General features: G+C 68.2%; 17 protein-coding genes. 9 read left to right on the top strand and 8 right to left on the bottom strand.

Going from position 1 to position 20,074, the window contains the following annotated elements; all coding sequences use genetic code 11:
* The first annotated feature begins 6 nt into the window (after nt 1-6).
* The 5 genes from K3A85_RS10805 (at nt 7) to K3A85_RS10825 (ending at nt 5,473) form a co-directional block, all read left to right on the top strand.
* The gene (locus K3A85_RS10805; protein ID WP_225206515.1) at nt 7-1,329 is read left to right on the top strand and encodes an ATP-binding protein; all 1,323 of its coding nucleotides are present in this window, start codon (nt 7-9) and stop codon (nt 1,327-1,329) included.
* A 134-nt stretch (nt 1,330-1,463) separates the two neighbouring features.
* Nucleotides 1,464-2,159: a carbonic anhydrase gene (locus tag K3A85_RS10810; RefSeq protein ID WP_225206516.1), complete on the top strand. Its 696-nt coding sequence runs from the start codon at nt 1,464-1,466 to the stop codon at nt 2,157-2,159.
* A complete protein-coding gene (locus tag K3A85_RS10815; protein WP_225206517.1) occupies nt 2,156-3,703 on the top strand; it encodes a SulP family inorganic anion transporter in 1,548 nt (515 codons plus the stop codon). Before K3A85_RS10810 ends, K3A85_RS10815 begins: the two co-directional genes overlap by 4 nt.
* A 308-nt stretch (nt 3,704-4,011) precedes the next feature.
* Complete coding sequence (locus tag K3A85_RS10820) at nt 4,012-4,866, top strand: TorF family putative porin (RefSeq protein WP_225206518.1); 855 nt, start codon at nt 4,012-4,014, stop codon at nt 4,864-4,866.
* Between the two features lie 130 nt (nt 4,867-4,996).
* Nucleotides 4,997-5,473 carry a PaaI family thioesterase gene (locus K3A85_RS10825; RefSeq protein ID WP_225206519.1) on the top strand — a complete coding sequence of 159 codons (477 nt, stop codon included), beginning with the start codon at nt 4,997-4,999 and terminating at the stop codon, nt 5,471-5,473.
* A 37-nt stretch (nt 5,474-5,510) separates the two neighbouring features.
* On the opposite strand, the gene K3A85_RS10830 is transcribed toward K3A85_RS10825, so the two are convergent.
* The gene (locus K3A85_RS10830; RefSeq protein WP_225206520.1) at nt 5,511-5,810 is read right to left on the bottom strand and encodes a hypothetical protein; all 300 of its coding nucleotides are present in this window, start codon (nt 5,808-5,810) and stop codon (nt 5,511-5,513) included.
* 146 nt (nt 5,811-5,956) lie between these two features.
* Between K3A85_RS10830 and K3A85_RS10835 the strand changes: the two genes are divergently transcribed.
* Nucleotides 5,957-7,714 (top strand): cation:proton antiporter domain-containing protein, encoded by a 1,758-nt coding sequence (locus K3A85_RS10835; RefSeq protein WP_225206521.1) that lies wholly within the window; start codon nt 5,957-5,959, stop codon nt 7,712-7,714.
* Nucleotides 7,715-7,792: 78 nt separating this feature from the next.
* Here the strand turns inward: K3A85_RS10835 and K3A85_RS10840 are convergent, their stop codons facing one another.
* From K3A85_RS10840 to K3A85_RS10860, 5 genes are all read right to left on the bottom strand, one after another.
* On the bottom strand, nt 7,793-9,286 hold the full coding sequence (locus K3A85_RS10840; protein WP_225206522.1) for a calcium-binding protein: 1,494 nt from the start codon (nt 9,284-9,286) through the stop codon (nt 7,793-7,795).
* A 373-nt stretch (nt 9,287-9,659) separates the two neighbouring features.
* Nucleotides 9,660-9,902, bottom strand: a complete 243-nt coding sequence (locus K3A85_RS10845; protein ID WP_225206523.1) for a hypothetical protein — start codon at nt 9,900-9,902, stop codon at nt 9,660-9,662.
* A gap of 309 nt (nt 9,903-10,211) precedes the next feature.
* Nucleotides 10,212-10,841, bottom strand: coding sequence for a maleylacetoacetate isomerase (gene maiA / locus K3A85_RS10850; protein WP_225206524.1), 630 nt, complete (start codon nt 10,839-10,841; stop codon nt 10,212-10,214).
* 62 nt (nt 10,842-10,903) lie between these two features.
* Nucleotides 10,904-12,487 carry a flavin-containing monooxygenase gene (locus K3A85_RS10855; protein WP_225206747.1) on the bottom strand — a complete coding sequence of 528 codons (1,584 nt, stop codon included), beginning with the start codon at nt 12,485-12,487 and terminating at the stop codon, nt 10,904-10,906.
* Nucleotides 12,488-12,540: 53 nt separating this feature from the next.
* Nucleotides 12,541-15,030, bottom strand: a complete 2,490-nt coding sequence (locus tag K3A85_RS10860) for a TonB-dependent receptor (protein ID WP_225206525.1) — start codon at nt 15,028-15,030, stop codon at nt 12,541-12,543.
* A 154-nt stretch (nt 15,031-15,184) separates the two neighbouring features.
* Between K3A85_RS10860 and K3A85_RS10865 the strand changes: the two genes are divergently transcribed.
* Nucleotides 15,185-15,844, top strand: a complete 660-nt coding sequence (locus K3A85_RS10865) for a TetR family transcriptional regulator (protein WP_225206526.1) — start codon at nt 15,185-15,187, stop codon at nt 15,842-15,844.
* 46 nt (nt 15,845-15,890) lie between these two features.
* Nucleotides 15,891-16,961: an acyl-CoA dehydrogenase family protein gene (locus tag K3A85_RS10870; protein ID WP_225206527.1), complete on the top strand. Its 1,071-nt coding sequence runs from the start codon at nt 15,891-15,893 to the stop codon at nt 16,959-16,961.
* Between the two features lie 71 nt (nt 16,962-17,032).
* On the opposite strand, the gene K3A85_RS10875 is transcribed toward K3A85_RS10870, so the two are convergent.
* A complete protein-coding gene (locus K3A85_RS10875) occupies nt 17,033-18,262 on the bottom strand; it encodes an acyl-CoA dehydrogenase family protein (RefSeq protein ID WP_225206528.1) in 1,230 nt (409 codons plus the stop codon).
* A gap of 64 nt (nt 18,263-18,326) precedes the next feature.
* Entirely contained in the window at nt 18,327-19,013 is a 687-nt protein-coding gene (locus tag K3A85_RS10880; protein WP_225206529.1) for a TetR/AcrR family transcriptional regulator, read from the bottom strand.
* 90 nt (nt 19,014-19,103) lie between these two features.
* On the opposite strand from K3A85_RS10880, the gene K3A85_RS10885 reads away from it, so the two are divergent.
* Entirely contained in the window at nt 19,104-20,051 is a 948-nt protein-coding gene (locus tag K3A85_RS10885) for an oxygenase MpaB family protein (RefSeq protein ID WP_225206530.1), read from the top strand.
* Nucleotides 20,052-20,074: the final 23 nt, after the last annotated feature.

The following is a 20,074-nucleotide window of genomic DNA, read 5'->3' on the forward strand; positions in this document are numbered from 1 at the left end:
GGGGGAGTGACCTTCTTGCGACGCTTCGGTCTGCCCGAACGGCTGCTGGCGATCCTGCTGCTGGTCGCGCTGACCGACTTTGCCGCCAACACCCTGCTGTTCGACCGCGCCAGCGCCTTCGCGCTGCGCCGTGACGACGCCGCGCGCATCGCCGAGACGCTGGTCGTGGCGAGCCGCGCGATCGAGGCGACGCCGCCGGGCGAGCGGGGCCTTGCCGCCAGGACGCTGAGCAGCCCGCGCTTCCTGATCGCCTGGACGCCCGACGGCAGCCGCGCCGCAGGCTCGCTGGCGCTCTCGACGCTGCGCGCGCAGGTGGTCGAGCATTCGCCCGAGCTGGCGCACGGCGACCTTCAGCTCGCGCTCAAGTCGCTGCCGGGCGGCGGCAACGTCGCCGGGTCGATGGTGCTGTCCGATCGGTCGGTGCTGCGCTTCGAGACCAGCGCGAGCGGCGCCTGGACGCTGAACCTCGGCCGCATCGCCTCGTACCTGCTGCCGACGGTGGTGCTGGCGGTGCTCGCCTGGGCGCTGTTCCATTTCACGCTGCGCCCGCTCGAGCGGCTGGTCGAGGCATCGCGCCGGGTCGGCTCGGGCCAGCCGCGCCCGCTCGACGAGGCGGGACCGGAGGAAGTGCGCCAGCTGATCCGCGCGTTCAACCAGATGCAGCAGCGCATCCACCGCTCGCTGCAGACGCGCACGCAATCGATGCTGGCGATCGGCCACGATCTGCGCACGCCGCTCTCGCGCCTGCAGCTGCGGCTGGAGAACGCCGCGATCAGCCCCGAAACGCTCGCGGAGATGGACGGCGACATCGCCGAGATGCGCCACCTGCTCGAAAGCCTGCAGGCCTTCGTCGAGACCGGCGGCAGCAACATCCCGGCCGAGCGCATCGACCTTGCCGCGATGGCCGCGACGCTGGTCGACAGCGCGCAGGACGCGGGCAAGGACGCAAGCTACGCCGGCGAGGACCGGCTCGAGATCATGGCGCGGTCGGTCTCGATCCGCCGGGCGCTGTCGAACCTGATCGAGAACGCGATCCACTACGGCGAACGCGTCCGGGTTTCGGTGACGCGCGAGGGGCCCGACGCCCTCGTCACGATCGAGGACGACGGCCCCGGCATTCCCGACGGGCGGCTCGACGACGTGCTCCAGCCCTTCGTCCGGCTCGACAACGCGCGCCAGCGCGACACCCCGGGCATGGGCCTGGGCCTGCCGATCGTGCGCCGGGCGGTGAAGCTCGAAGGCGGCTCGCTGCACCTGCTCAACCGCGAAGCCGACGGCAAGGTCGAAGGCCTCACTGCGGTCATCCGCCTGCCCGGCGCGGTGGCCTGAGCGGCCAGGGCGCCGCTCGCAACACTTCGTCACGCGCAGGCCCGAAACCGGCAAGGTCGGAGCCTTAACTTTTGTTCGCAGTCGCGGCATCCCGCTGCGGTCGCCTGATCCATCGACGGATAGGAGACGCGAACATGAACGAATTGATCGGACGGGTCTTCAGCTTCGAGAAAACCGTGTTTCCCGACAGCCGCGAACTCTTCGGCAAGCTCTCGACCGAAGGCCAGAGCCCCAAGGCGCTGATGATTTCCTGCGCGGATTCGCGCATCGTGCCCGAGCAGATCATGCAGGCCGAGCCCGGCGAACTGTTCGTCTGCCGCAATGCCGGCAACATGGTCCCCTCCTACGCGACGATGAACGGCGGCGTCTCCTCGACGGTCGAATACGCGGTCGTGGCGCTGGGCGTGCGCGACATCATCGTCTGCGGCCATTCCGACTGCGGCGCGATGAAGGCGCTGGCGGCCCCGCAAGCCCCCGAAGGCATGCCCAACGTGGTCGCCTGGCTGCGCCACGGCGCGGCGGCCGAACACGTCGTTTCGACCTGCACGCCGCACCTCGACGGCAACGAGCGCGTGCGCGCGGTCAGCCTCGAGAACATCAAGGCGCAGATCGCGCACTTGCGCACCCACCCCTCGGTCGCCGCCGCCATCGCGCGCGGCGAAATGGCGCTGCACGGCTGGTTCGTCGACATCACGGCCGGGCAGGTGCTCGGGCTCGACGGCGACAGCGGCCAGTTCGTGGTGATGCGCGAGGACAAGGCGCTGCCGGTCGCGCTCGCCGCCGCGCCGCGCTTCGCGGCAGAGCCCGCGCTGGTCGAGGCCGCCGAATGAGCACCCCTGCCGCTTCGGACGCCGGCTCGGCGCAGGGCGCAGGGCGCGCCCCCCTCGCCTTCCTCGCGCGCGATTTCACCGCCTCGATCGTGGTGTTCCTGGTGGCGATGCCGCTGTGCATGGGCATCGCCATCGCCTCGGGCGTCCCACCCGAAAAGGGGCTGGTGACCGGGATCATCGGCGGCATCGTCGTCGGCCTGCTCGCCGGTTCGCCGCTCCAGGTCAGCGGCCCTGCGGCGGGCCTTGCCGTGATCGTGTTCGAATTCGTGCGCGACAACGGCATCTCGGCGCTCGGCCCGGTGCTGCTGCTGGCCGGCGCGATCCAGCTCGTCGCCGGGATCGCCCGGCTCGGCGGCCTGTTCCGCGCGATTTCGCCCGCCGTGGTCCACGGCATGCTGGCCGGGATCGGCGCGCTGATCGTGATCGGCCAGTTCCACATCCTGTTCGATGCCAAGCCGCTGTCGAGCGGGATCGAGAATCTCGCCGCGATGCCCGGACGCATCCTCGGCCTGTCGAGCGACATCCGTTCGACCGAGCTGGCGCTGATGCTCGGCCTGCTGACGATCGGCGTGATGCTCGGCTGGGACAAGCTGAAGCCGGCGCGGCTGGCGCTGGTGCCGGGCGCGCTGCTCGGCGTGCTGGCGGCGACGCTGGTGGCCTGGCTCGGCGGATTGCAGGTGGCGCGGATCGCGGTGCCGGATTCGATCGCCGCGGCGTTCGTGCTGCCCGAAAGCGGCGTCTTCGCGCTGCTCGGCAGTCCTTCGCTGATCGCCTCGGCCATCGCCATCGCCTTCATCGCCAGCGCCGAGACGCTGCTTTCGGCAGCGGCGGTCGACCGCATGCACGACGGCCCGCGCACCGACTACAACAAGGAGCTGCGCGCGCAGGGCGTGGGCAATGCCCTGTGCGGCCTGTTCGGCGCGCTGCCGATGACCGGCGTGATCGTGCGCTCGTCGGCGAACGTCCAGGCCGGCGCGCGCTCGCGGGTCTCGACGATCCTGCACGGCGCGTGGATCCTCGGCTTCGTCGCGCTGCTGCCGTGGCTGCTGCGCGAAGTGCCGATGGCGGCGCTGGGCGGCGTGCTGGTGGTCACCGGATGGAAGCTCGTCAGCCTCAAGCACCCGCGCCACCTTTTGCGGACGCACGGGCTTGTGCCGGCGGTGATCTGGGCGGCGACGTTCGTGCTGGTGGTGGCGACCGACCTGCTGACCGGCGTGCTCGTCGGCCTCGCGCTCTCGCTGCTCGAGCTGCTGCCCCACGCGCGCAACCTCAAGCTCAAGGTCGCCGAGCGCGAGATGGTCGATACCCACAAGGTCGAGCTCGAAGGCGCGGCGACGTTCCTCGGCCTCACCCGGATCAACGCGGTGCTCGAAGGCGTGCCGGCGGACAAGGGCGTGCACCTCGACCTCGCCAAGGTGAAGCTGATGGACCACACCACCGCCGAGACCCTGGGCGAATGGCTCGCCCGCCGGCGCCAGCGCGGCGCGGCGGTGCACGTGACCGGACCCGAGCCGATCCTGAGGCCCCTCGCCCGGACGGCCTGAACCGGGCTTCACCAACCGGCGCTGCCGCACGGCTCTCGGCCCGAAGCTGCGGCAGCGCCACCGCCGGATGCACGCCCCCCGTCGTCCGGCGCTTCGCTGAGGCCGGACCGGTCGCGATCCCTTCGCGCGCACCGGTCCGGCCGCTTTTTTGGCGGACCGTGGCCGGCAACACTTCGACACCGGCCGGAAACGCAGCGGAAAATATCAGGCGATAAACTGGAAAGGTTCTTCGCGACGAGGCCCGGATCGAGGCCGCGCCGAAGGACCGCAGGAGGAACGGAAACCCACGTCAGGGAGGACGTTCCAACATGAAGATCCGCAACCTGTGCGCGCTGTCTGCGGCGCTGCTTTCGATTTCCTTCGCCGCGCCCGCGATGGCCCAGGAGGAAGAAGCCAAGCCGATCACCGTTTCGGGCAGTGTCGGCCTCGTCTCCGAATACCGCTTCCGCGGCGTGTCGCAGTCCGACCGCAACCTCGCCATCCAGGGCGGCCTGACGATCGCGCACGAGAGCGGCGTCTATGTCGGCACCTGGGGCTCGAACCTCGCCGGCTGGGGCACCTTCGGCGGCGCCAACATGGAGCTCGACCTGATCGCCGGCTTCAAGAAGAGCTTCGGCAATGCGACCGTCGACGTCGGCGCGACCTGGTACATGTACCCCAAGGGCTTCGACAACACCGACTTCATCGAGCCCTACGTCAAGATTTCGGGCACCACCGGCCCGGTCACGCTGACCGCCGGCGTCGCCTATGCCCCGCAGCAGGAAGCGCTGGGCGCCTGGTACGCGACCGGCGCCGATGCCGCCGCCGGCGTCTACACCAAGCCCGGCGACAAGAACGACAACCTCTACCTGTGGGGCGATGCCGCCGCCGGGATTCCGAACACCGGCCTGACCGTGAAGGGGCACATCGGCTATTCCAAGGGCAACAAGGGCCTGGGGCCGTTCGCCACCTCGGTCGCGCCGACCGGCGAATACTGGGACTGGCTGATCGGCGCGGACTACGCCATCGGCGGCACGCCGCTGACGCTGGGCCTGGCCTATGTCGACACCGACATCACCAAGAAGGACGCCGCCTACCTCCAGCCGAGCTTCTCGCGCGGGCAGGACGGCACCGGCTCGATCGCCGGCGCCGCGGTGGTGTTCTCGCTGACCGCCGCCTTCTGACGCGCCTTCCGACGCCGCCTTCCCTGGCGTTGCCACGCGCTTGACGCGACTGCCTCCCGGGTTCCGATCGGGGTCCGGGAGGCTCTTTTTGCGGTTGACCTCGCGCCGCGTCCGTCGCAGCGGGAAGCCCATGTCCGACACGCTTCCCGTTCCGCCGTTCAACGGCGGCTATCTGCGCCAGGTGACCGACGCCCCGTTCGAGGGGTGGTGGGAGTGGTTTCCTGAGGACCCGTTCGAGGGCCTGGCCGGCCCGTTCAGGGTCTGCCGCGACGCGCAAGGGCGCATCCTGTGCGGCTTCATGCCCACGCACAAGAACCTCAACGGCCACGGCATGGTCCATGGCGGCAGCCTGATGACCTTCGCCGACTTTGCGCTGTTCATGATCGCCGCCGAGGACGGCGAGGTGGTTCACGGGGTGACGGTGACGATGAATTCGGAATTCGTCAGCGGCGCGCCGGCGGACGTCCCGCTCCATGCCCGCGGCGAGATCGTGCGCAAGGGCGGCGGGCTGATCTTCGTGCGCGGCATGATCACCAGCGAGGGCACCAACGTGCTGGCGTTCTCGGGCGCGATCAAGCGGGTCAAGACCAAGTTCGTGTCGCACTGAGGCGGGCGCCCCCCGCGGGGGAGCGCCCGGCCGGGATTCAGCCGACCTTCTTGCCGGTCATCGGGAAGGTGCCGAAGGGCCCCGCCTTCACTTCGCCGGCGAAAGTATCGCCATCGACCGTGGCCTTGCCTTCGAGCGTCATCGGCATCGGCGAGGTCAGCTTCATCGTCCAGGTCAGCGTGTTGCCGTCGATCTTGCCGTCGGCGATGTCGACCGAGCCCATCGGGCCGGCATTGGTGCCGGTGAAGCTGTCGCCATCGGCGACGATCGTGAGCTTCGAGGTCTGCTCGCCCATCGGGCTCTTGGTCACGCAGTCGTAGGTACCGGAAATCGACATGGGCATCCTCCTTGATGATCCGCGAATGCTCGCTGCAACCTACACTGCTGTCAATATATTCCTATCGCATGAAATGATTTGGACCCGCGCTTGACGATGCGGCCGATCCTCATATCGTCGGTTGATCAACCGGAAGGCGACCAACAGTGAACGAGCCGGGTTCCATACTCCACGACGGGTTCCTGCTGCTGGGGTTCGCGCTGGTCTTCGTGCTGGTGTTCCGCCGGCTGGGGCTGGGCGCGACGCTGGGCTATCTCCTCGCCGGCGCGGTGCTGGGACCGCACGTGCTGGGCATCGTCGGCGAGGCCGAGCAGAAGCTGGGGTTCGCCGAGCTCGGCATCACCCTGCTGCTGTTCATCGTCGGGCTCGAGCTCGATCCCGCCAAGCTCTGGCGGATGAAGAAGGACATCGTCGGGCTCGGCGGCCTGCAGGTTGTGCTGTGCGGGATCGCGGTGTCGGGGGTGATCTACCTGTTCACCGACTTCTCGGCCCCCGCCGCGATCGCGCTCGGGCTGCCGCTCGCGCTGTCCTCGACCGCGCAGGTGCTGCCGATGCTGCAATCGGCGGGGCGGCTGCGCACGCGCTTTGGGGAACGCACCTTTTCGATCCTGCTGTTCCAGGATCTTTCGATCATCCCGCTGATCACGATCATCACGGCGCTCAGCCGCAATCCGGCCGATGCGGGCGGACCTCCGGGCTGGCTGCTGGGGCTCGAGACGATCGGCGCGATCGTCGGCCTGGTGCTCGCCGGGCGCTTCCTGATCCGGCCGCTGTTCCGCCTGATCGGCAACCTCGGCGAGCGCGAGATGTTCGTCGTCGCCGCGCTGTTCACGGTGATGGCGAGCGCGGCGGTGATGGAGGCGCTGGGGCTGTCGACCGCGCTCGGCGCGTTCATCGCGGGGGTGATGCTCGCCGACAGTCCCTATCGCCACGAACTCGAGGCCGACGTCGAGCCGTTCCGCTCGATCCTGCTGGGGCTGTTCTTCCTCGCCGTGGGGATGATGCTCGACCTCGGCGCGATCGCGCGCAACCCGGTGTTCGTGCTGTCGATGGCGGCGGCGCTGATCGCGGTGAAGGCGGCGGTGATCTTCGGCCTCGCCCGGCTGTTCGGCATGGGCTGGCGCCCTGCGCTCGCGATGGGCCTGCTGCTGAGCCAGGGCGGCGAGTTCGGCTTCGTGCTGTTCGCGCAGGCGCAGAACGCGCTGCTGATCGCGCCCGAGGCCTCGAGCATCTTCAGCGCGGTGGTCACGCTGTCGATGGCGACGACGCCGTTCCTGATGATGGCCACGCGCCGGTTCCGCGAAGCCCCGGCCGTCGCCGAAGAGCGCGAGGGTCCGAACGGCGAGCGCGCCGGCGCGCTGATCGTCGGCTATGGCCGGTTCGGCCAGACCGTGGGCCAGATGATGCTGGCGAGCGGGATCGACGTGACCCTGATCGACACCGACGTCGAGATGATCGACGTTGCCGGGCAGTTCGGCGCCAAGGTCTATTTCGGCGACGGCACCCGCATCGACATGCTGCGCCAGGCGGGCGCGGCCGAGGCCGAGGTGATCCTGTTCTGCCTCGACGGCGACCAGCTGCCGCCCGATCTGGTCGAGGCGGTCCACGAAGCCTTCCCGCAGGCCGCGCTCTACGTCCGCGCCTTCGACCGCCGGGTCATGGTCAGGCTGCGCGATGCGCCGACCGCGCTGGTGGTGCGCGAGGTGCTCGAATCGGCGGTGGTGATGGCGCGCGCCGCGCTCGATGCGCTGGGCCTGAGCCAGGAGGCGATCAACCGCGCCGAGGACCGCTATCGCGCCAACGACCGCGAGCGGCTCGACGTCCAGATCGCCTCGGGCGACGTGCGCGCGGCCCGCGAAAAGATCATCACCGACAAGCTCGCGCCCGAACGCACGCCATCCTGACCCGCGCGGGGCCGGGCGGCGCGCAAGCGAAAGGGGCCCCGCAGCCGCGGCGCCCCTTCCATTCGTTGCGATGACCGATCAGAGCACGAGATCGGCGGCGTGGAGCGTCACCACCCCGTCGAGCCGGACAACGAAGTCGGCCGAGCCGTCGCCGTCGCGATCGCCGTAGAGATAGGTGTTGCCGTCGGTGACCTCGGCGCGCAGTTCGCCCGCGACATTGCCGAAGGCGCTGTCGCCGATGAAGCTGAAGGCTTGGTCGCCGGTGACATTGGTGTCGGCATCGATGCCCGACAGCATGATCCGGTCGCCTTCGAGCACGTTGAAGTCGGTGATCGTCGAGGCGGTGGCGATGTCGACCGAAGCGCTCGTGCCGGCCGAGGCATCGAACACGAAGGTGTCGGCGCCGAAGCCGCCGGTCATCGTGTCGTGGCCGGGACCGGCGACGATGGTGTCGTTGCCGAGCCCGCCGTCGAGCGTGTCGTCGCCCTGCCCGCCGGCGATCGTGTCGTCGCCCTCGTCGCCGCTGATGATGTCGTTGCCGGTGTTGCCCCAGAGCTTGTCGTCGCCGAAGCCGCCGCTGATCACGTCGTCGCCATTGCCGCCGGTGACCTGGTCGTTGCCGATGCCCGCCCAGATGTGGTCGCTGCCGTCATCGCCGGAAATGCGGTCGTCGCCTTCCTCGCCGTAGAGATCGTCGGTGCCGTCGCCACCGTAGATGGCGTCGTTGCCGAACCCGGCGTGGATCTCGTCGTTGCCGATGCCGCCGGCGATGCGGTCGTTGCCGAGGCCGCCCTGGACCTTGTCGTCACCGGCTTCGGCCTGGATGAAGTCGTTGCCGAAGCCGCCCAGGATCGTGTCGTCGCCATTGCCGCCGAACAGGCGGTCGTTGCCCACGCCGCCATCGATCAGGTCCTGCCCGTCGTCGCCATAGATGCGGTCGTTGCCGAGCCCGCCATAGAGCGCGTCGTCGCCGGCGTTGCCGTTGATGGTGTCGTTGCCGCCGCCGCCGATGGCGAGATCGTCACCCTCGCCCGACGAAATGTCGTCGTTGCCTGCGCCGCCGAGCAACACGTCATAGCCATCGCCGCCGTAGAGGTTGTCGTTGCCGTAGGCGCCGACGAGGTGGTCGTTGCCCTCGTTGCCGTAGAGATCGTCGTTGCCGCTGCCGCCGTAGAGGTGGTCATGCCCGCCGCCGCCGCGCAGCGTCTCGCTGCTGTCGGTGCCGACCAGGACATCGTCCCACGAACCATCGTTGTCCTGGTCCTCGGCGACGCCGTCATCGGTGAGCACCGGATGCTCCGGCTCGGCGATGACGTTGCCCTGGAGGTCGGTATAGGCCTCGCCGGTCAGCACGTAGTTGAACGCGCTGTCGCTGGTGTCGGGGGTCGGCTGGAACGACTGGATCTCGACATAGCTGTCGTTGGTGGTGGTCAGCGTCACCGTGTTCGTGGCGGCATTGAACGAAAGCTGCTGGTTGAGCGCCAGCGTCTCTTCCTCGTACGATCCATTGTGGTTCACGTACATGGTGACGTTGCCGTCTGCTGCGATGGCGAACCGGGTAATGCTGTCCATTGTCGTGGTCCTCTTGTTGCGACCCGCACGGGTGGCGGCCAAGCGAAAAGGAGCCCGGACACGCGGGAGTTGCTGCACCTATGCTGCGACGAACCGAGTGTCCGGGCCGGGTGCCATGCAGACGCAGGAGCGGCGCGCCATATCCGCCGCGCCCGGCGGAATGCCGTGAAACGTGGCCGTGGTGCGACGAGCCGAAACGGTTACAGGAGGAGCTTTATCCCCGGCCGCGGCCGAGCAGCCTCGGCCCGGACCACACGGCCGAACGGAGGAACTGCGGCGCGCGAAAGGGCCGCGTACGCCTGCCGATCCGCCGCACGGGGCACGGCGCGCGCCGTCTCTCTGCCGGCCCTGGCGCAGGCAAGCGAAGGGGTGGTCAGCCCTCGCTGGCGCGCGCGGCGCGCTGGACGCGGAGCATGGACAGGGCCTGGTCGACGTAGGCAGCGGCGATCAGGCTTTCGGCGCGGTCGAGGCAGGCGAGCGCCTCGCGCAGGTGGAAAGCCGCTTCGTCGAGCACGGTATCGTTGGCGCAGGCGATGCGCTGGGCGGGCTGCGGAAGGTGGCCAGTCGACATCGTAATCCCCAGGGTGCCGCGCTGCGTGCGGATCATCAAGGTCATCTCGCGCCTGCTCCAAGCAATCTCGAGCGCCATCCGCACCGAGAGCAACCCGCCTTATCCGCCTTGGCCGAGGGCATCGTCAGGACGATACCGAGGAGCCGTGGCGCCCGGCGCTGGGCCGCACTGGTTGAACAAACGTGCAGCTTTGGGAAGCGGGATTCCTGTCCACTTCGAAGTCAAAGCGCCAAACTCTTGGCCCGTTGCACAAATTATTGGACCGCTTCGGTCTGATTCCAAGCCGAATTAGCTTTTTCATAAGCAGGTTTTGCTGCTCCGGCCGCGCACGATTCGGCGCGCCGACGCAAGGACCTACGCCTGAACCTCCGGCGCGGTCGCGCAAAAGGCAGGCAGCGCAAGGCAGTTCGCCTCGATCTCGAGCAGGCGCGGCCAGCGCAGATCGGCGCCGAAGCGGCGCGCGTTGGCGAGTTGCGGGACCAGCATCAGATCGGCAAGGCCCGGTTCGTCGCCGAGGCAGAAGCGAAGCGCGCCCTCGCCGACCATCGCCGCGAAGGCATCGAGCCCCTGTTCGCAGGTTTCCCGCGCCCAGGCGGTTCCAGCATCCTTGCTGCCCGCGAGTGTGCGGATGCGTTCGAGCACGCGCAGGTTCTGGACCGGGTGCAGGTCGCAGGCGATCGCCTGGGCCAGCGCGCGCGCCCGCGCCCGACCGGCGGCATCGCGCGGCAGCAGCGGCGGCGCGGGCCGGGTCTCGTCGAGGTACTCGCAGATCGCCATGCTCTGCGTGAGGACGAGGCCGTCGATCTCGAGCGCGGGCACCAGCCCTTGCGGGTTGAGCGCAAGATAGGCGGGATCGCGCTGCTCGCCATCGAGCAGCGAATGCGCAACACTCTCCCACGCCAGCCCCTTGAGCGCGAGCGCGATGCGCACGCGCCAGGTGGCGCTCGACCGGAAATAGCCGTGCAGGCGGATCGGGGCGGCCATGTCGACGTCTCCGTGGCGGTTGCGCGCACGGTCAAGCACCGGCCCGGCGCCGATGCAAGCCGTCAGGCGGAAAATCGCAGGTCGGGAAAATCCGCGGCGACGATCGCGTTGAGCCGCTTCTTGTAGTCGGTGCCGACATAGGGAAGCATGACCCGCGGCTTGCCCGGGATGTTGGCGCCCATGTACCACGAATTGGCGCGCGGGAAGAGCGTGCCTTCGGCTTCCTGCCGGACGTGGGCGACCCAGGCGTCCTGCGCGGCCTCGTCGACCGTCACGCGCGTCTGGCCGCGCGCTCGCATCCGCTCGACCACCGCCTGCACGAACTCGACGTTGTGTTCGCCGGCAAGGATCACGTTCATCAGCACCGAGGGGCTGCCAGGGCCGGTGATCGTGAACAGGTTGGGGAACCCTGCGACCATCATCCCCATCCACATCGCCGGGCCGGCGTACCACGCGTCCTTGAGCGGCCTGCCCTCCTCGCCGCGGATGTCGACCCGGGTGAGCGCGCCGGTCATCGCATCGAAGCCGAGCGCCCAGACGATCATGTCGACCTCGTATTCCGCATTGGCGGTGCGGATGCCGCGCGGCGTGACCTCCTCGATCGCGCCTTCGGTAAGGTCGACGAGGGTGACGTTGTCGCGGTTGAAGGTGATGTAGTAGTCGGTGTCGACGCAGGCGCGCTTGGTCGAGATCGGGAAGCTCGTCGGGCAGAGCTTTTCGGCGACGACCGGATCGTTCACCAGCGCGCGGATCTGGCTGCGAACGAAGTCGCAGGCGGCGTTGTTGATCCGCTCGTCCTTGGTCAGGCGCGGGATCTGCACGGTCGAGACGAGGCCGCCGCCGTTCCACAGGATCCTGACGTGTTCGGCCAGCTCCTCGTCGGTCGGCTCCCAGTCCTCGGGCAGCAGTTCGACGCCGGCTTCGCCCGCATCGATCGAGGCCTTGTACATCGGCCACATCGCCTCGAAGGCCTCGCGCTCCTCGTCGGGAATGGGGGCGTTGAGCGCGGGCAGGCTGAAGTTCGGGGTGCGCTGGAAGACGTAGACCTGCGCGGCTTCGGCGGCGATGTGCGGCAGCGACTGGATCGCCGAACTGCCTGTGCCGACCACGGCGACGCGCTTGCCCTTGAAATCGACCGGCTGGTGCGGCCAGCGTCCGGTGACCAGCTGCGGTCCGTTGAAACTGTCGAGGCCGGGGAAATCCGGCTCCTTAGGCACCGACAGCGCGCCGGTCGCCATGACGAGGAAGCGCGCGGAAAGGAATTCGCCCTTGTCGGTATCGACCAGCCAGCGGTCGGCCGCCTCGTCCCAGTGCGCGGCGGTGACGCGGGTTTCGAAGCGATAGAGCGGGCGGATGCCGAGGATGTCGGCGCAATGGTTGGCATAGGCGAGGATTTCGGGCTGGGTCGCGTACTTTTCGCTCCAGCGCCAAGAGGTGCGGATCTCCTCGTGCCAGCTGTACTGGTAGAGCAGACTGGGAATGTCGCAGCGCGCGCCGGGGTAGCGGTTCCAGTACCACGTCCCCCCGACGTCGGCCGCCGCCTCGATGCCCTGCACATCGTAGCCCCGCTGCCGCAGCGCGAAGCTCATGTACATGCCGGCAAAACCGGCTCCGACAACCACGGCGTCGACCTCGCGGCGCTCCATTCCCACGTCTCCCCTTCCTTTTCCTTCAGATGTTTACCGCAGGATGTTGCGGCTTACTTGAACAGCGTGCGCAGCGTCACGCCCCAGGTGCGGCTGTGGCCGGGGAAGCGCACCGCAAGGTTCGCGTTCGTCGCCGCCGAGACCCAGTAGTACTCGTTGGTGAGGTTGCGCGCCCAGAGCGAGAGGTCCCACTTGTTGTCGACATCGTGGACGCCGATGCTCGCATTGATCGTGCCATATGGCTTGAGGTTGAGCTGCGGATCGTCCTCGAGCGTGTTCTTGGCCGAGGACTGGTAGCGGCCGTTGACGATGGCGCGGAAGGCCAGCCTGTCGTTGATCGGCGAATCCCAGGTGACAGTCGCGGCGCCCGAGAATTCGGGGCTGAGCGGGAAGGTCGCGCCGTCGTAGCTCTTGGGCAGGCCCGCAGCGTCGATCCCGGTGTAGCCCTGGATCTCGGTCTTGAGCAGGGTGCCGGCGAGCACGACGTTGAGGTGGCTGCCGATGTTGACGCTGACATCGCCGTCGAGGCCATAGGCGCGCGACTTGGGAATGTTGTCGAGCCGCAGCAGCGTGGTGTAGATCGGGTCGGCGAAATATACCGCGAGCTGCTTGTCGCCGTAGTCGTAGTAGAACGCCGTCAGGTTGAGGTTCACCGCGCGGTTGGCGAGCGCAACCTTGGTGCCGAGTTCGTACGAGGTCAGCTTTTCCTGCCGCGCCGGAGCGTTCTGGGTCGAGATGTTTGCGGCATTCACCGGGGTCGAACCCGACTTGTAGCCGCGCGAGACCGACGCAAAGAAATGGGTGTCGGCGTTGGCTTCCCAGCCGAGCGCCACGCGCCAGGCGACATTGTCCTCATCGAGCTTGGAGCGGACGATGCCGAAAGTGCCGGTCGCCGGATCGAACGTGTTGCACTGGTTCACCCCGATCGGCGCGGTAAACGCGCCGTAGACCTGGTAGAAGAACGAGCGGTTGAACAAGTTGACGTTGGGCTGCATCGAGCCGTTGAAGTCGCGCGAGCAGCCGGCGTAGTCCTGCGTGTCGCGGGTGTAGCGGATGCCGGTGGTGAGCGTCAGGCTGGGCGCGAGCGTCCAGTCGGCGCTGGCGAAGACGCTCTTGGTCTCGACGTCGAAGTCGGCGGTATCGCGATAGGTGCGGAACGAGGTCGCGACGTCGGCGGCGGTGTAGCCCGGCGAGTTGAACGGCGTGCCGAGCAGCCCGAGGCCGAAGATCAGGCCCCGCACCGCGCCGACATTGGCGTTCTGGCCCAACAGCGTGCGGTTGTTGTCGGTGACCTTGTCGTTCGAGAAGTAGCCGCCCACGGTCCACTGCGCCGGACCGGTCTTGCCCTGGAAGCGCACTTCCTGGCTGATCGAGCGCGCTTCGCCCTGCGCCTTCTGGATCAGGATCTCGTAAGGGGCGCCCGACCAGTCGAAGGTCGCGTCGCGCTTGACCTTGTTGTAGCCGGTGAGCGCGACGAAGGTGACGTCGGGCGTGATCTCGAACTCGAGCAGGCCGCGCAAGCCGACGAACCAGTCGTCCTCGGCGAGCGGGTCGCTGATCCCGGCGCCACGGCCGATGTCGGGCCCGCGCTGCGACAGCGGCGCCCAGTCGGCATGGTCCTGGTCCCAGCGGGTCTTGTTGGCGGCGATGAAGTCGGCGACGCCCGGCGCGTTGAAGTTGCTGAACAAGGTCTTGTTGGCGGGATCGGTGTTGGGCGTGAAGCCGACCGCCTGGCCGGCGAGCGCGTCGGACTTGTTGATCCAGCCGTTGGCGGCCAGTTCGATCTTCATGCCCTCGACCGGGCGCGCGGTCAGCGTCAGGCGGCCGCCGTAGCGGTGGTTCTCGCCCAGCGTCTCGTTGCGGCTCGCGCTCTTCTGCCAGCCGTCCCAGCTGTCCTCGGTGCGGAAGGCGGCGCGCAGGCCGAGGTTCTCGCCCAGCGGCAGGTTGACGAAGCCTTCGGAATTGAAGGTCTTGAAATTGCCGCCTTCGACGGTGAGGCCCGCCTGGAGCGTGTCCTTGGGCTTGGCGGTGATGAAGTTGACGAGGCCGGCGGTGGTGTTGCGGCCATAGAGCGTGCCCTGCGGTCCCTTGAGCACCTCGACGCGCTCGAGGTCGAACACGGGACCTGAATTCATGAACGGATAGGCGAGCGCGACTTCGTCGAGATAGGTGCCGACGGTCGACGTTGCCGACAGGTTGATCGTATTGAAGCCGACGCCGCGCAGGGTGTAGATCGGCACGCCCTGGTAGCCGCGCGAGATGTTGAGCGAAGGCGCGACCGACGGCAGGTCCTCGGTCGAGGTCACGCGCAGGTTCTTGAGCGACTGCGCGCCGAACGCCTGGATCGAGACCGGCACGTCGGCCAGCGACTGTTCGCGGCGCTGCGCGGTGACGATGATTTCCTGCGAGGCGGCGGCATTTGCCTCGTCAGCCTGCGGCGCCGATTCCCGTGCCGACTGCGGCGCCGACTGGGCGAAAGCCGGAGTCGCCAGCGCCGAGCCCGCGCACAGCAATGCCAGCAGCTGCGTCCTGGTAAAGGTCATCCCTTGTCTCCCGTTATGCTTTGGTCGCCGGGCTTTTATCACGCGATAGGCGCTTATCAATCATGATAAGGAATATTCTGCCGGGTGTGGCATTTTTGCCAAGGCAGCCCTGCAAAGGGTTGCCAAAGGGCGCGTTGCGCGATCAAACCGGGGCATGAGCAAAAGCCGTCGCGCCGAACCACCTGCCCTCGCTGCCGGGAGCGCCCGCCCCCAGCGCGAGAACAGCAGGGAGGCGCTGCTCGACGCCACCAGCGCGCTGATGCGCGAGCTCGACACGATCGAGATCGGGATCGTCGACATCGCGCAGCGCGCCGGCGTGAACCACGCGATGATCCGCTACTTCTTCGGCAGCAAGGAGGGCCTTCTGCTCGCCCTGCTCGACCGCGACGTCTATCGCAGGATCCGCCAGCTCGACCGCCTGTTCAGGATGGAGGTGACGCCGACCGAGCGGATGCGCATCCACCTGCGCGGAATTCTCGATACCTATTACGAGATCCCCTACCTCAACCGGCTGATCCAGGTGATGGTGCGCGAAGCCGATCCGCAGCGGGTGCAGCATATCGCCGACGAACTGCTGATCCCGATCGCTTCGGCGCAGGCGCGGATCATCGCCGAGGGCATCGCCGCGGGCGAATTCCGCGACGTCGATCCCAAGCTGTTCTACTTCAACACCATCGGTTCGGCCGACGGCCTCTATTCCAACCGCTTTACCCTGTCGGCGGTGTTCGGCGGAATCCCGAGCGCCGATCGCGCGCTGCACGAACGCTATCGCGAGCACACCGTCGAGACGCTCATGCGCGGCTTGCTTCTCTGACCGAGTTCGTTATCAGAACTGATAAAAGGACCTTGGGAGACTGCCGGTGAATCTCGAACTCGACGAAGACCTGCGCATGCTGGCTGACAGCGTGAGCGGCTGGCTCAAGCAATACCTGCCCTTCGACCGGCGGCGCGAACTGCGCGGCGGCGCAGCGATGCGCGCGTTCTGGGACGAGATGCAGGGCGCGCTCGGGATTGCCGGCGCAGGGCTTCCCGAAGCCTGGGGCGGATTCGGGCACGGCCCCGAAGCGCACATGGTCGTGGCCGAGGCGCTGGGCAGCGCGCTCGCCCCTACCCCGTACATCGAAAGCCCGGTGGTTGTCGGCACGCTGCTGGCGAAGCTCGGCGGCCACGACGAACTGGGCGCGGCGCTCGCGGCGGGCAAGCTGGTCGTGCTCGGCTGGGAGGAAGAGCAAAGCCGGGGCGATGCCCGCTCGGTGCGGACGCAGGCGGTGCAGGACGGCGCGAGCTGGCGGCTCACCGGGACAAAGCGCGCGGTTCGCTGGGCCGCCCAGGCCGATACGGTGCTGGCGACCGCACGGACCACGGACGGGCTCGCCCTGTTCCGCATCGACGGGGCGGCACCCACCCGCGACTATCGCCTGATCGACGACCATCCTGCGGCCGACCTGCTGCTCGACGCGACTCCTGCCACGCTGATTGCTGCGGGCGATGCCGCCGAGGCGGCGATCCTTGCTGCGGTCGATGCGGGGACCGCCGCAGTCTGCGCCGAAGGCGTCGGCCTGATGCGCACGCTGCTCGACGACACCGTCGACTATACCAAGCAGCGCAAGCAGTTCGGCCAGGCCCTCGCCTCGTTCCAGGTGCTGCAGCATCGCATGGTCGACATGCGCATCCAGCTCGAACAGAGCGCGGCCGCAGCGATCCTCGCGGCGCTGCGCGGCAACGATCCGGCGGCGGTCTCCGCCGCCAAGGCGCAAGTCGGCGAAGCGGCGCGCTACATCGGCCAGCAGGCGGTGCAATTGCACGGCGGCATGGGCCTGACCGAGGAGCTGCGCGTCGGCCACTACTTCCGTCGCACCACCGCGATCGAGAACCAGTTCGGCGACGCCGACGCGCACACCAGGCGCTATCGCAAGCTCAAGGTCGCCTGACCCGCGCTTTCCAGGCAAAAAAGAAGGCCCCGGAACCGGCCTGGTTCCGGGGCCTTTTTTCGTTCACCCGGTCAGAGGCCGAGGACGCGCTTGGCAAGGATGTTGCGCTGGATCTCGTTCGAGCCGGCGTAGATCGGCCCTGCCCGCTCGTTGAAGTAGCGCAAGGGCGCCAGCGCCTGCCACACTTCGCCGATGCTGCCGCCGTCCTCGGGCGGAGTGTAGTTCGGCACCGGCCCGCCGGGACGGGTGACGTGCGGCTGGTAGACGGTGCCGGTCGTGCCCGCGGCGCGATAGGCGAGCTCGGTCATCTCGGTCGCGAGTTCGGTGCCAAGCACCTTCATCATCGACGACAGCGCGCCGACAGAACCGTCGTCGCGCGCGCCGGCGAGCAGCTTGAATTCGAGCACTTCGAGCACGTCGAGCTTCATCATCAGCCGGGCGAGCCGCGAAGCGAAGACTTCGTCGTCGAGCAGCATGCCATCGGGCGTCGGCGTGTTGCGCGCGTTCTCGCGCAGCGCTTCGGCGCGGACCTTGAGCCCGGCGGAATAGCCGCGCGCGCCGCGCTCGAATTCGAGCAGGTACTTGGCGACGGTCCAGCCGTCGTCGATCGCGCCGACCGCGTTGCTCTTGGGCACGCGCACATCGGTGAAGAACACCTGGTTCTGCACCGTCTCGCCCGAGGTCATCACCAGCGGGCGGACCGTGACGCCGGGGCTGGTCATGTCGACCAGCAGGAAGGTGATCCCCTGCTGCGGGCGAAGCCCGCGCGTCGTGCGCACGAGGCAGAACATCCAGTTCGCCTGCTGCGCGTGCGTCGTCCAGATCTTCGAGCCGTTGAGGATCAGGTCGTCGCCATCGGCATCGGCGCGCATCTGCAGCGAAGCGAGGTCCGAGCCCGACTGCGGCTCGCTGTAGCCCTGGCAGAAGAACACTTCGCCCGAGAGGATGCGCGGCAGGAAGAACGCCTTCTGCTCGGGCGTGCCATAGGCCTGGATCACATAGGCGACCATGTGGATGCCCATCGGCGATACCGGCGGCGCGCCGGCCAGGATGCGCTCGCGCTCGAACAGGTAGTGCTGCGCGTCGGTCCAGTCCTGGCCGCCGTGCTCCACCTGCCAGTGCGGCGCGGCCCAGCCTTTGGCATGGAGCTTGGCCTGCCATTCCATGCCGAGGTCGTGGTCGCCGTAGACGCTGGTCATCAGCTTCCCGGCGTCGCGCAGTTCGGGGGTCAGTTCGCTTTCGAAGAATTCGCGGGCCTGCGCCGCAAATGCAAGGTCCTCAGCCGTCCACTCCAGGTCCATCGTCTCGTTCCGTCTCTTGTTTATCAGAGTTGATAAACAAGAGACGGAGGACCTGCAAGGCTCGTCATGCGGCGATCAGCCCCGACAGCATCCGGCGCGCGCATTCGCCGATCAGCGTGCGGTGCGGTTCTTCCGAGGCGCTGCCACCGAGGAAGGCGCTGGCGACCGGCTCGTCGCGCGTCAGCGAGGACAGCGAGGCGAGCAGCATCATCGCGCCGACGCGGTCGCCCTCGACGGTGGCCGAGCGGCCGCGGGCGATGGCGATGAGCTCGGCGACCAGTTCCATGCCCGGCTTCCACAGCTCCTCGTAGAGCAGGTGGTAGCCCGGTCCCTGCTCGCTCAGTTCGCGCAGCACGAAATCGGTGGCGAGGCGCTGTTCGTCGTCGGCGGTGATCGCGGCGACCAGCGTGGCGAGGATCTTCTCGAGCCAGATCCGCGCCTGGTCGGCGGTGAGGCTGCCGTCGTCGGCCGCGCAGCGCGCCGCCGCGGCGACCGGCAGCAGCCGCCGGCGATGCTGCTCGACGATCTCTTCGGCGCAGGCGAGGTGCAGGCCGTCCTTGTTGCCGAAGTGGTAGGCGATCACCGGCAGCGTCACGCCCGCGGCGCTGGCGATCATCCGCGTCGTCGCCCCGGCAAAGCCCTCCTGCGCGAAGCAGGCCATGCCGACGCGCAGGATGCGCTGGCGCGTCGTCTCCGGTTCGGGGGACACTTCGAGCGGGGAAAGCGGTGCGGAAAGCAGTCGATCGATCATCGCCGCAGCCATAGCGGTGAAGCGCTTGCAGGGGAACCTGTCGAATGATAAGCCCTATATCATTTGATAGGTTTATTGAAGGCAACAACGATGGCATTGCACGATCCCGAGACGGCGCCCCTCGACCCGGCCATGGCCCAGCGCGTCAGGGCGGCAGCGCAGCGCGAGTGGACCGTCGACTATCGCGCGCCCGCTGGCGAGCCGTCGCTCGTCCCGCCCGATTCCGTGCAGTGGAAGGTCTTCCGCAACATGATCGCGATGGGCGTCGGCGGCGTCGCGGCGGTCCTGCTCGAATTTGCCGACGCCCGTATCCGGAGCGGGGTCTGGGATCATTCGGTCTATCCGGTCGATCCGATCGGCCGCTCTCGCCGCACCGGTCTGGCGGCCATGGTCGGGGTCTACGGTCCTGAATCGATGGCGCGCAAGGTGATCGCGGGCGTGACGCGCATGCATGCCAAGGTCGGCGGCACGACGCCTTCGGGCCGGGCGTACAAGGCGCTCGAGCCCGAATTGCTGAACTGGGTCCACGCAACCGCAGCGTTCGGTTTCATGAAGGCCTACCACACCTTCGTCCGCCCGCTGTCGGATGCGGACCAGACCCGCTTCTTCGAGGAAGGCGCGCCGATTGCAGCGCTGTACGGCGTGACCCACGCTGCCGCGTCGGAAGCCGATTTCATGGCGATGATGGAGGCCCTGCTTCCCGATTTCGAGCCGCACCCGATCAACACCGAATTCCTCGACATCATCGCATCGGGCAAGGCGGCCCCGGGGACGCCGAAGTTTCTCCACCGGGCGCTGGCGCGCGGCGCGGTCTCGATCCTTCCGCCGGTGGTCCGCGAGCGGCTCGAACTCGGCGCAGAATGGGATCTGACGGCACGCGACCGTGCCGCGCTCAAGATTGCCGGCCGGCTTGCGGACACCTGGCGCGATACCACCTCGCCTGCCTGGCACGCCGCGGAGCGCCTGGGCCTTCCGGGCAGCTTTGCGTGGTTGCCAAGCGAACGCCAGCAACGCATTCTGGCGCAACGACAGGCATGACGACCGGCGGGACAGCCGGTTGC

This window comes from Novosphingobium huizhouense (assembly GCF_020179475.1).
Classification (GTDB): domain Bacteria; phylum Pseudomonadota; class Alphaproteobacteria; order Sphingomonadales; family Sphingomonadaceae; genus Novosphingobium; species Novosphingobium huizhouense.

Excerpts from the sequence above, each read along its gene's own strand:
- K3A85_RS10825 (WP_225206519.1), top strand. The coding sequence starts at position 4,997 with ATGTCCGACACGCTTCCCGTTCCGCCGTTCAACGGCGGCTATCTGCGC.
- K3A85_RS10855 (WP_225206747.1), bottom strand. The coding sequence starts at position 12,487 with ATGGAGCGCCGCGAGGTCGACGCCGTGGTTGTCGGAGCCGGTTTTGCC.
- K3A85_RS10865 (WP_225206526.1), top strand. The coding sequence starts at position 15,185 with ATGAGCAAAAGCCGTCGCGCCGAACCACCTGCCCTCGCTGCCGGGAGC.
- K3A85_RS10860 (WP_225206525.1), bottom strand. The coding sequence starts at position 15,030 with ATGACCTTTACCAGGACGCAGCTGCTGGCATTGCTGTGCGCGGGCTCG.
- K3A85_RS10880 (WP_225206529.1), bottom strand. The coding sequence starts at position 19,013 with ATGATCGATCGACTGCTTTCCGCACCGCTTTCCCCGCTCGAAGTGTCC.
- K3A85_RS10875 (WP_225206528.1), bottom strand. The coding sequence starts at position 18,262 with ATGGACCTGGAGTGGACGGCTGAGGACCTTGCATTTGCGGCGCAGGCC.
- maiA (WP_225206524.1), bottom strand. The coding sequence starts at position 10,841 with ATGGCCGCCCCGATCCGCCTGCACGGCTATTTCCGGTCGAGCGCCACC.
- K3A85_RS10845 (WP_225206523.1), bottom strand. The coding sequence starts at position 9,902 with ATGACCTTGATGATCCGCACGCAGCGCGGCACCCTGGGGATTACGATG.
- K3A85_RS10815 (WP_225206517.1), top strand. The coding sequence starts at position 2,156 with ATGAGCACCCCTGCCGCTTCGGACGCCGGCTCGGCGCAGGGCGCAGGG.
- K3A85_RS10830 (WP_225206520.1), bottom strand. The coding sequence starts at position 5,810 with ATGTCGATTTCCGGTACCTACGACTGCGTGACCAAGAGCCCGATGGGC.
- K3A85_RS10820 (WP_225206518.1), top strand. The coding sequence starts at position 4,012 with ATGAAGATCCGCAACCTGTGCGCGCTGTCTGCGGCGCTGCTTTCGATT.
- K3A85_RS10810 (WP_225206516.1), top strand. The coding sequence starts at position 1,464 with ATGAACGAATTGATCGGACGGGTCTTCAGCTTCGAGAAAACCGTGTTT.
- K3A85_RS10840 (WP_225206522.1), bottom strand. The coding sequence starts at position 9,286 with ATGGACAGCATTACCCGGTTCGCCATCGCAGCAGACGGCAACGTCACC.
- K3A85_RS10885 (WP_225206530.1), top strand. The coding sequence starts at position 19,104 with ATGGCATTGCACGATCCCGAGACGGCGCCCCTCGACCCGGCCATGGCC.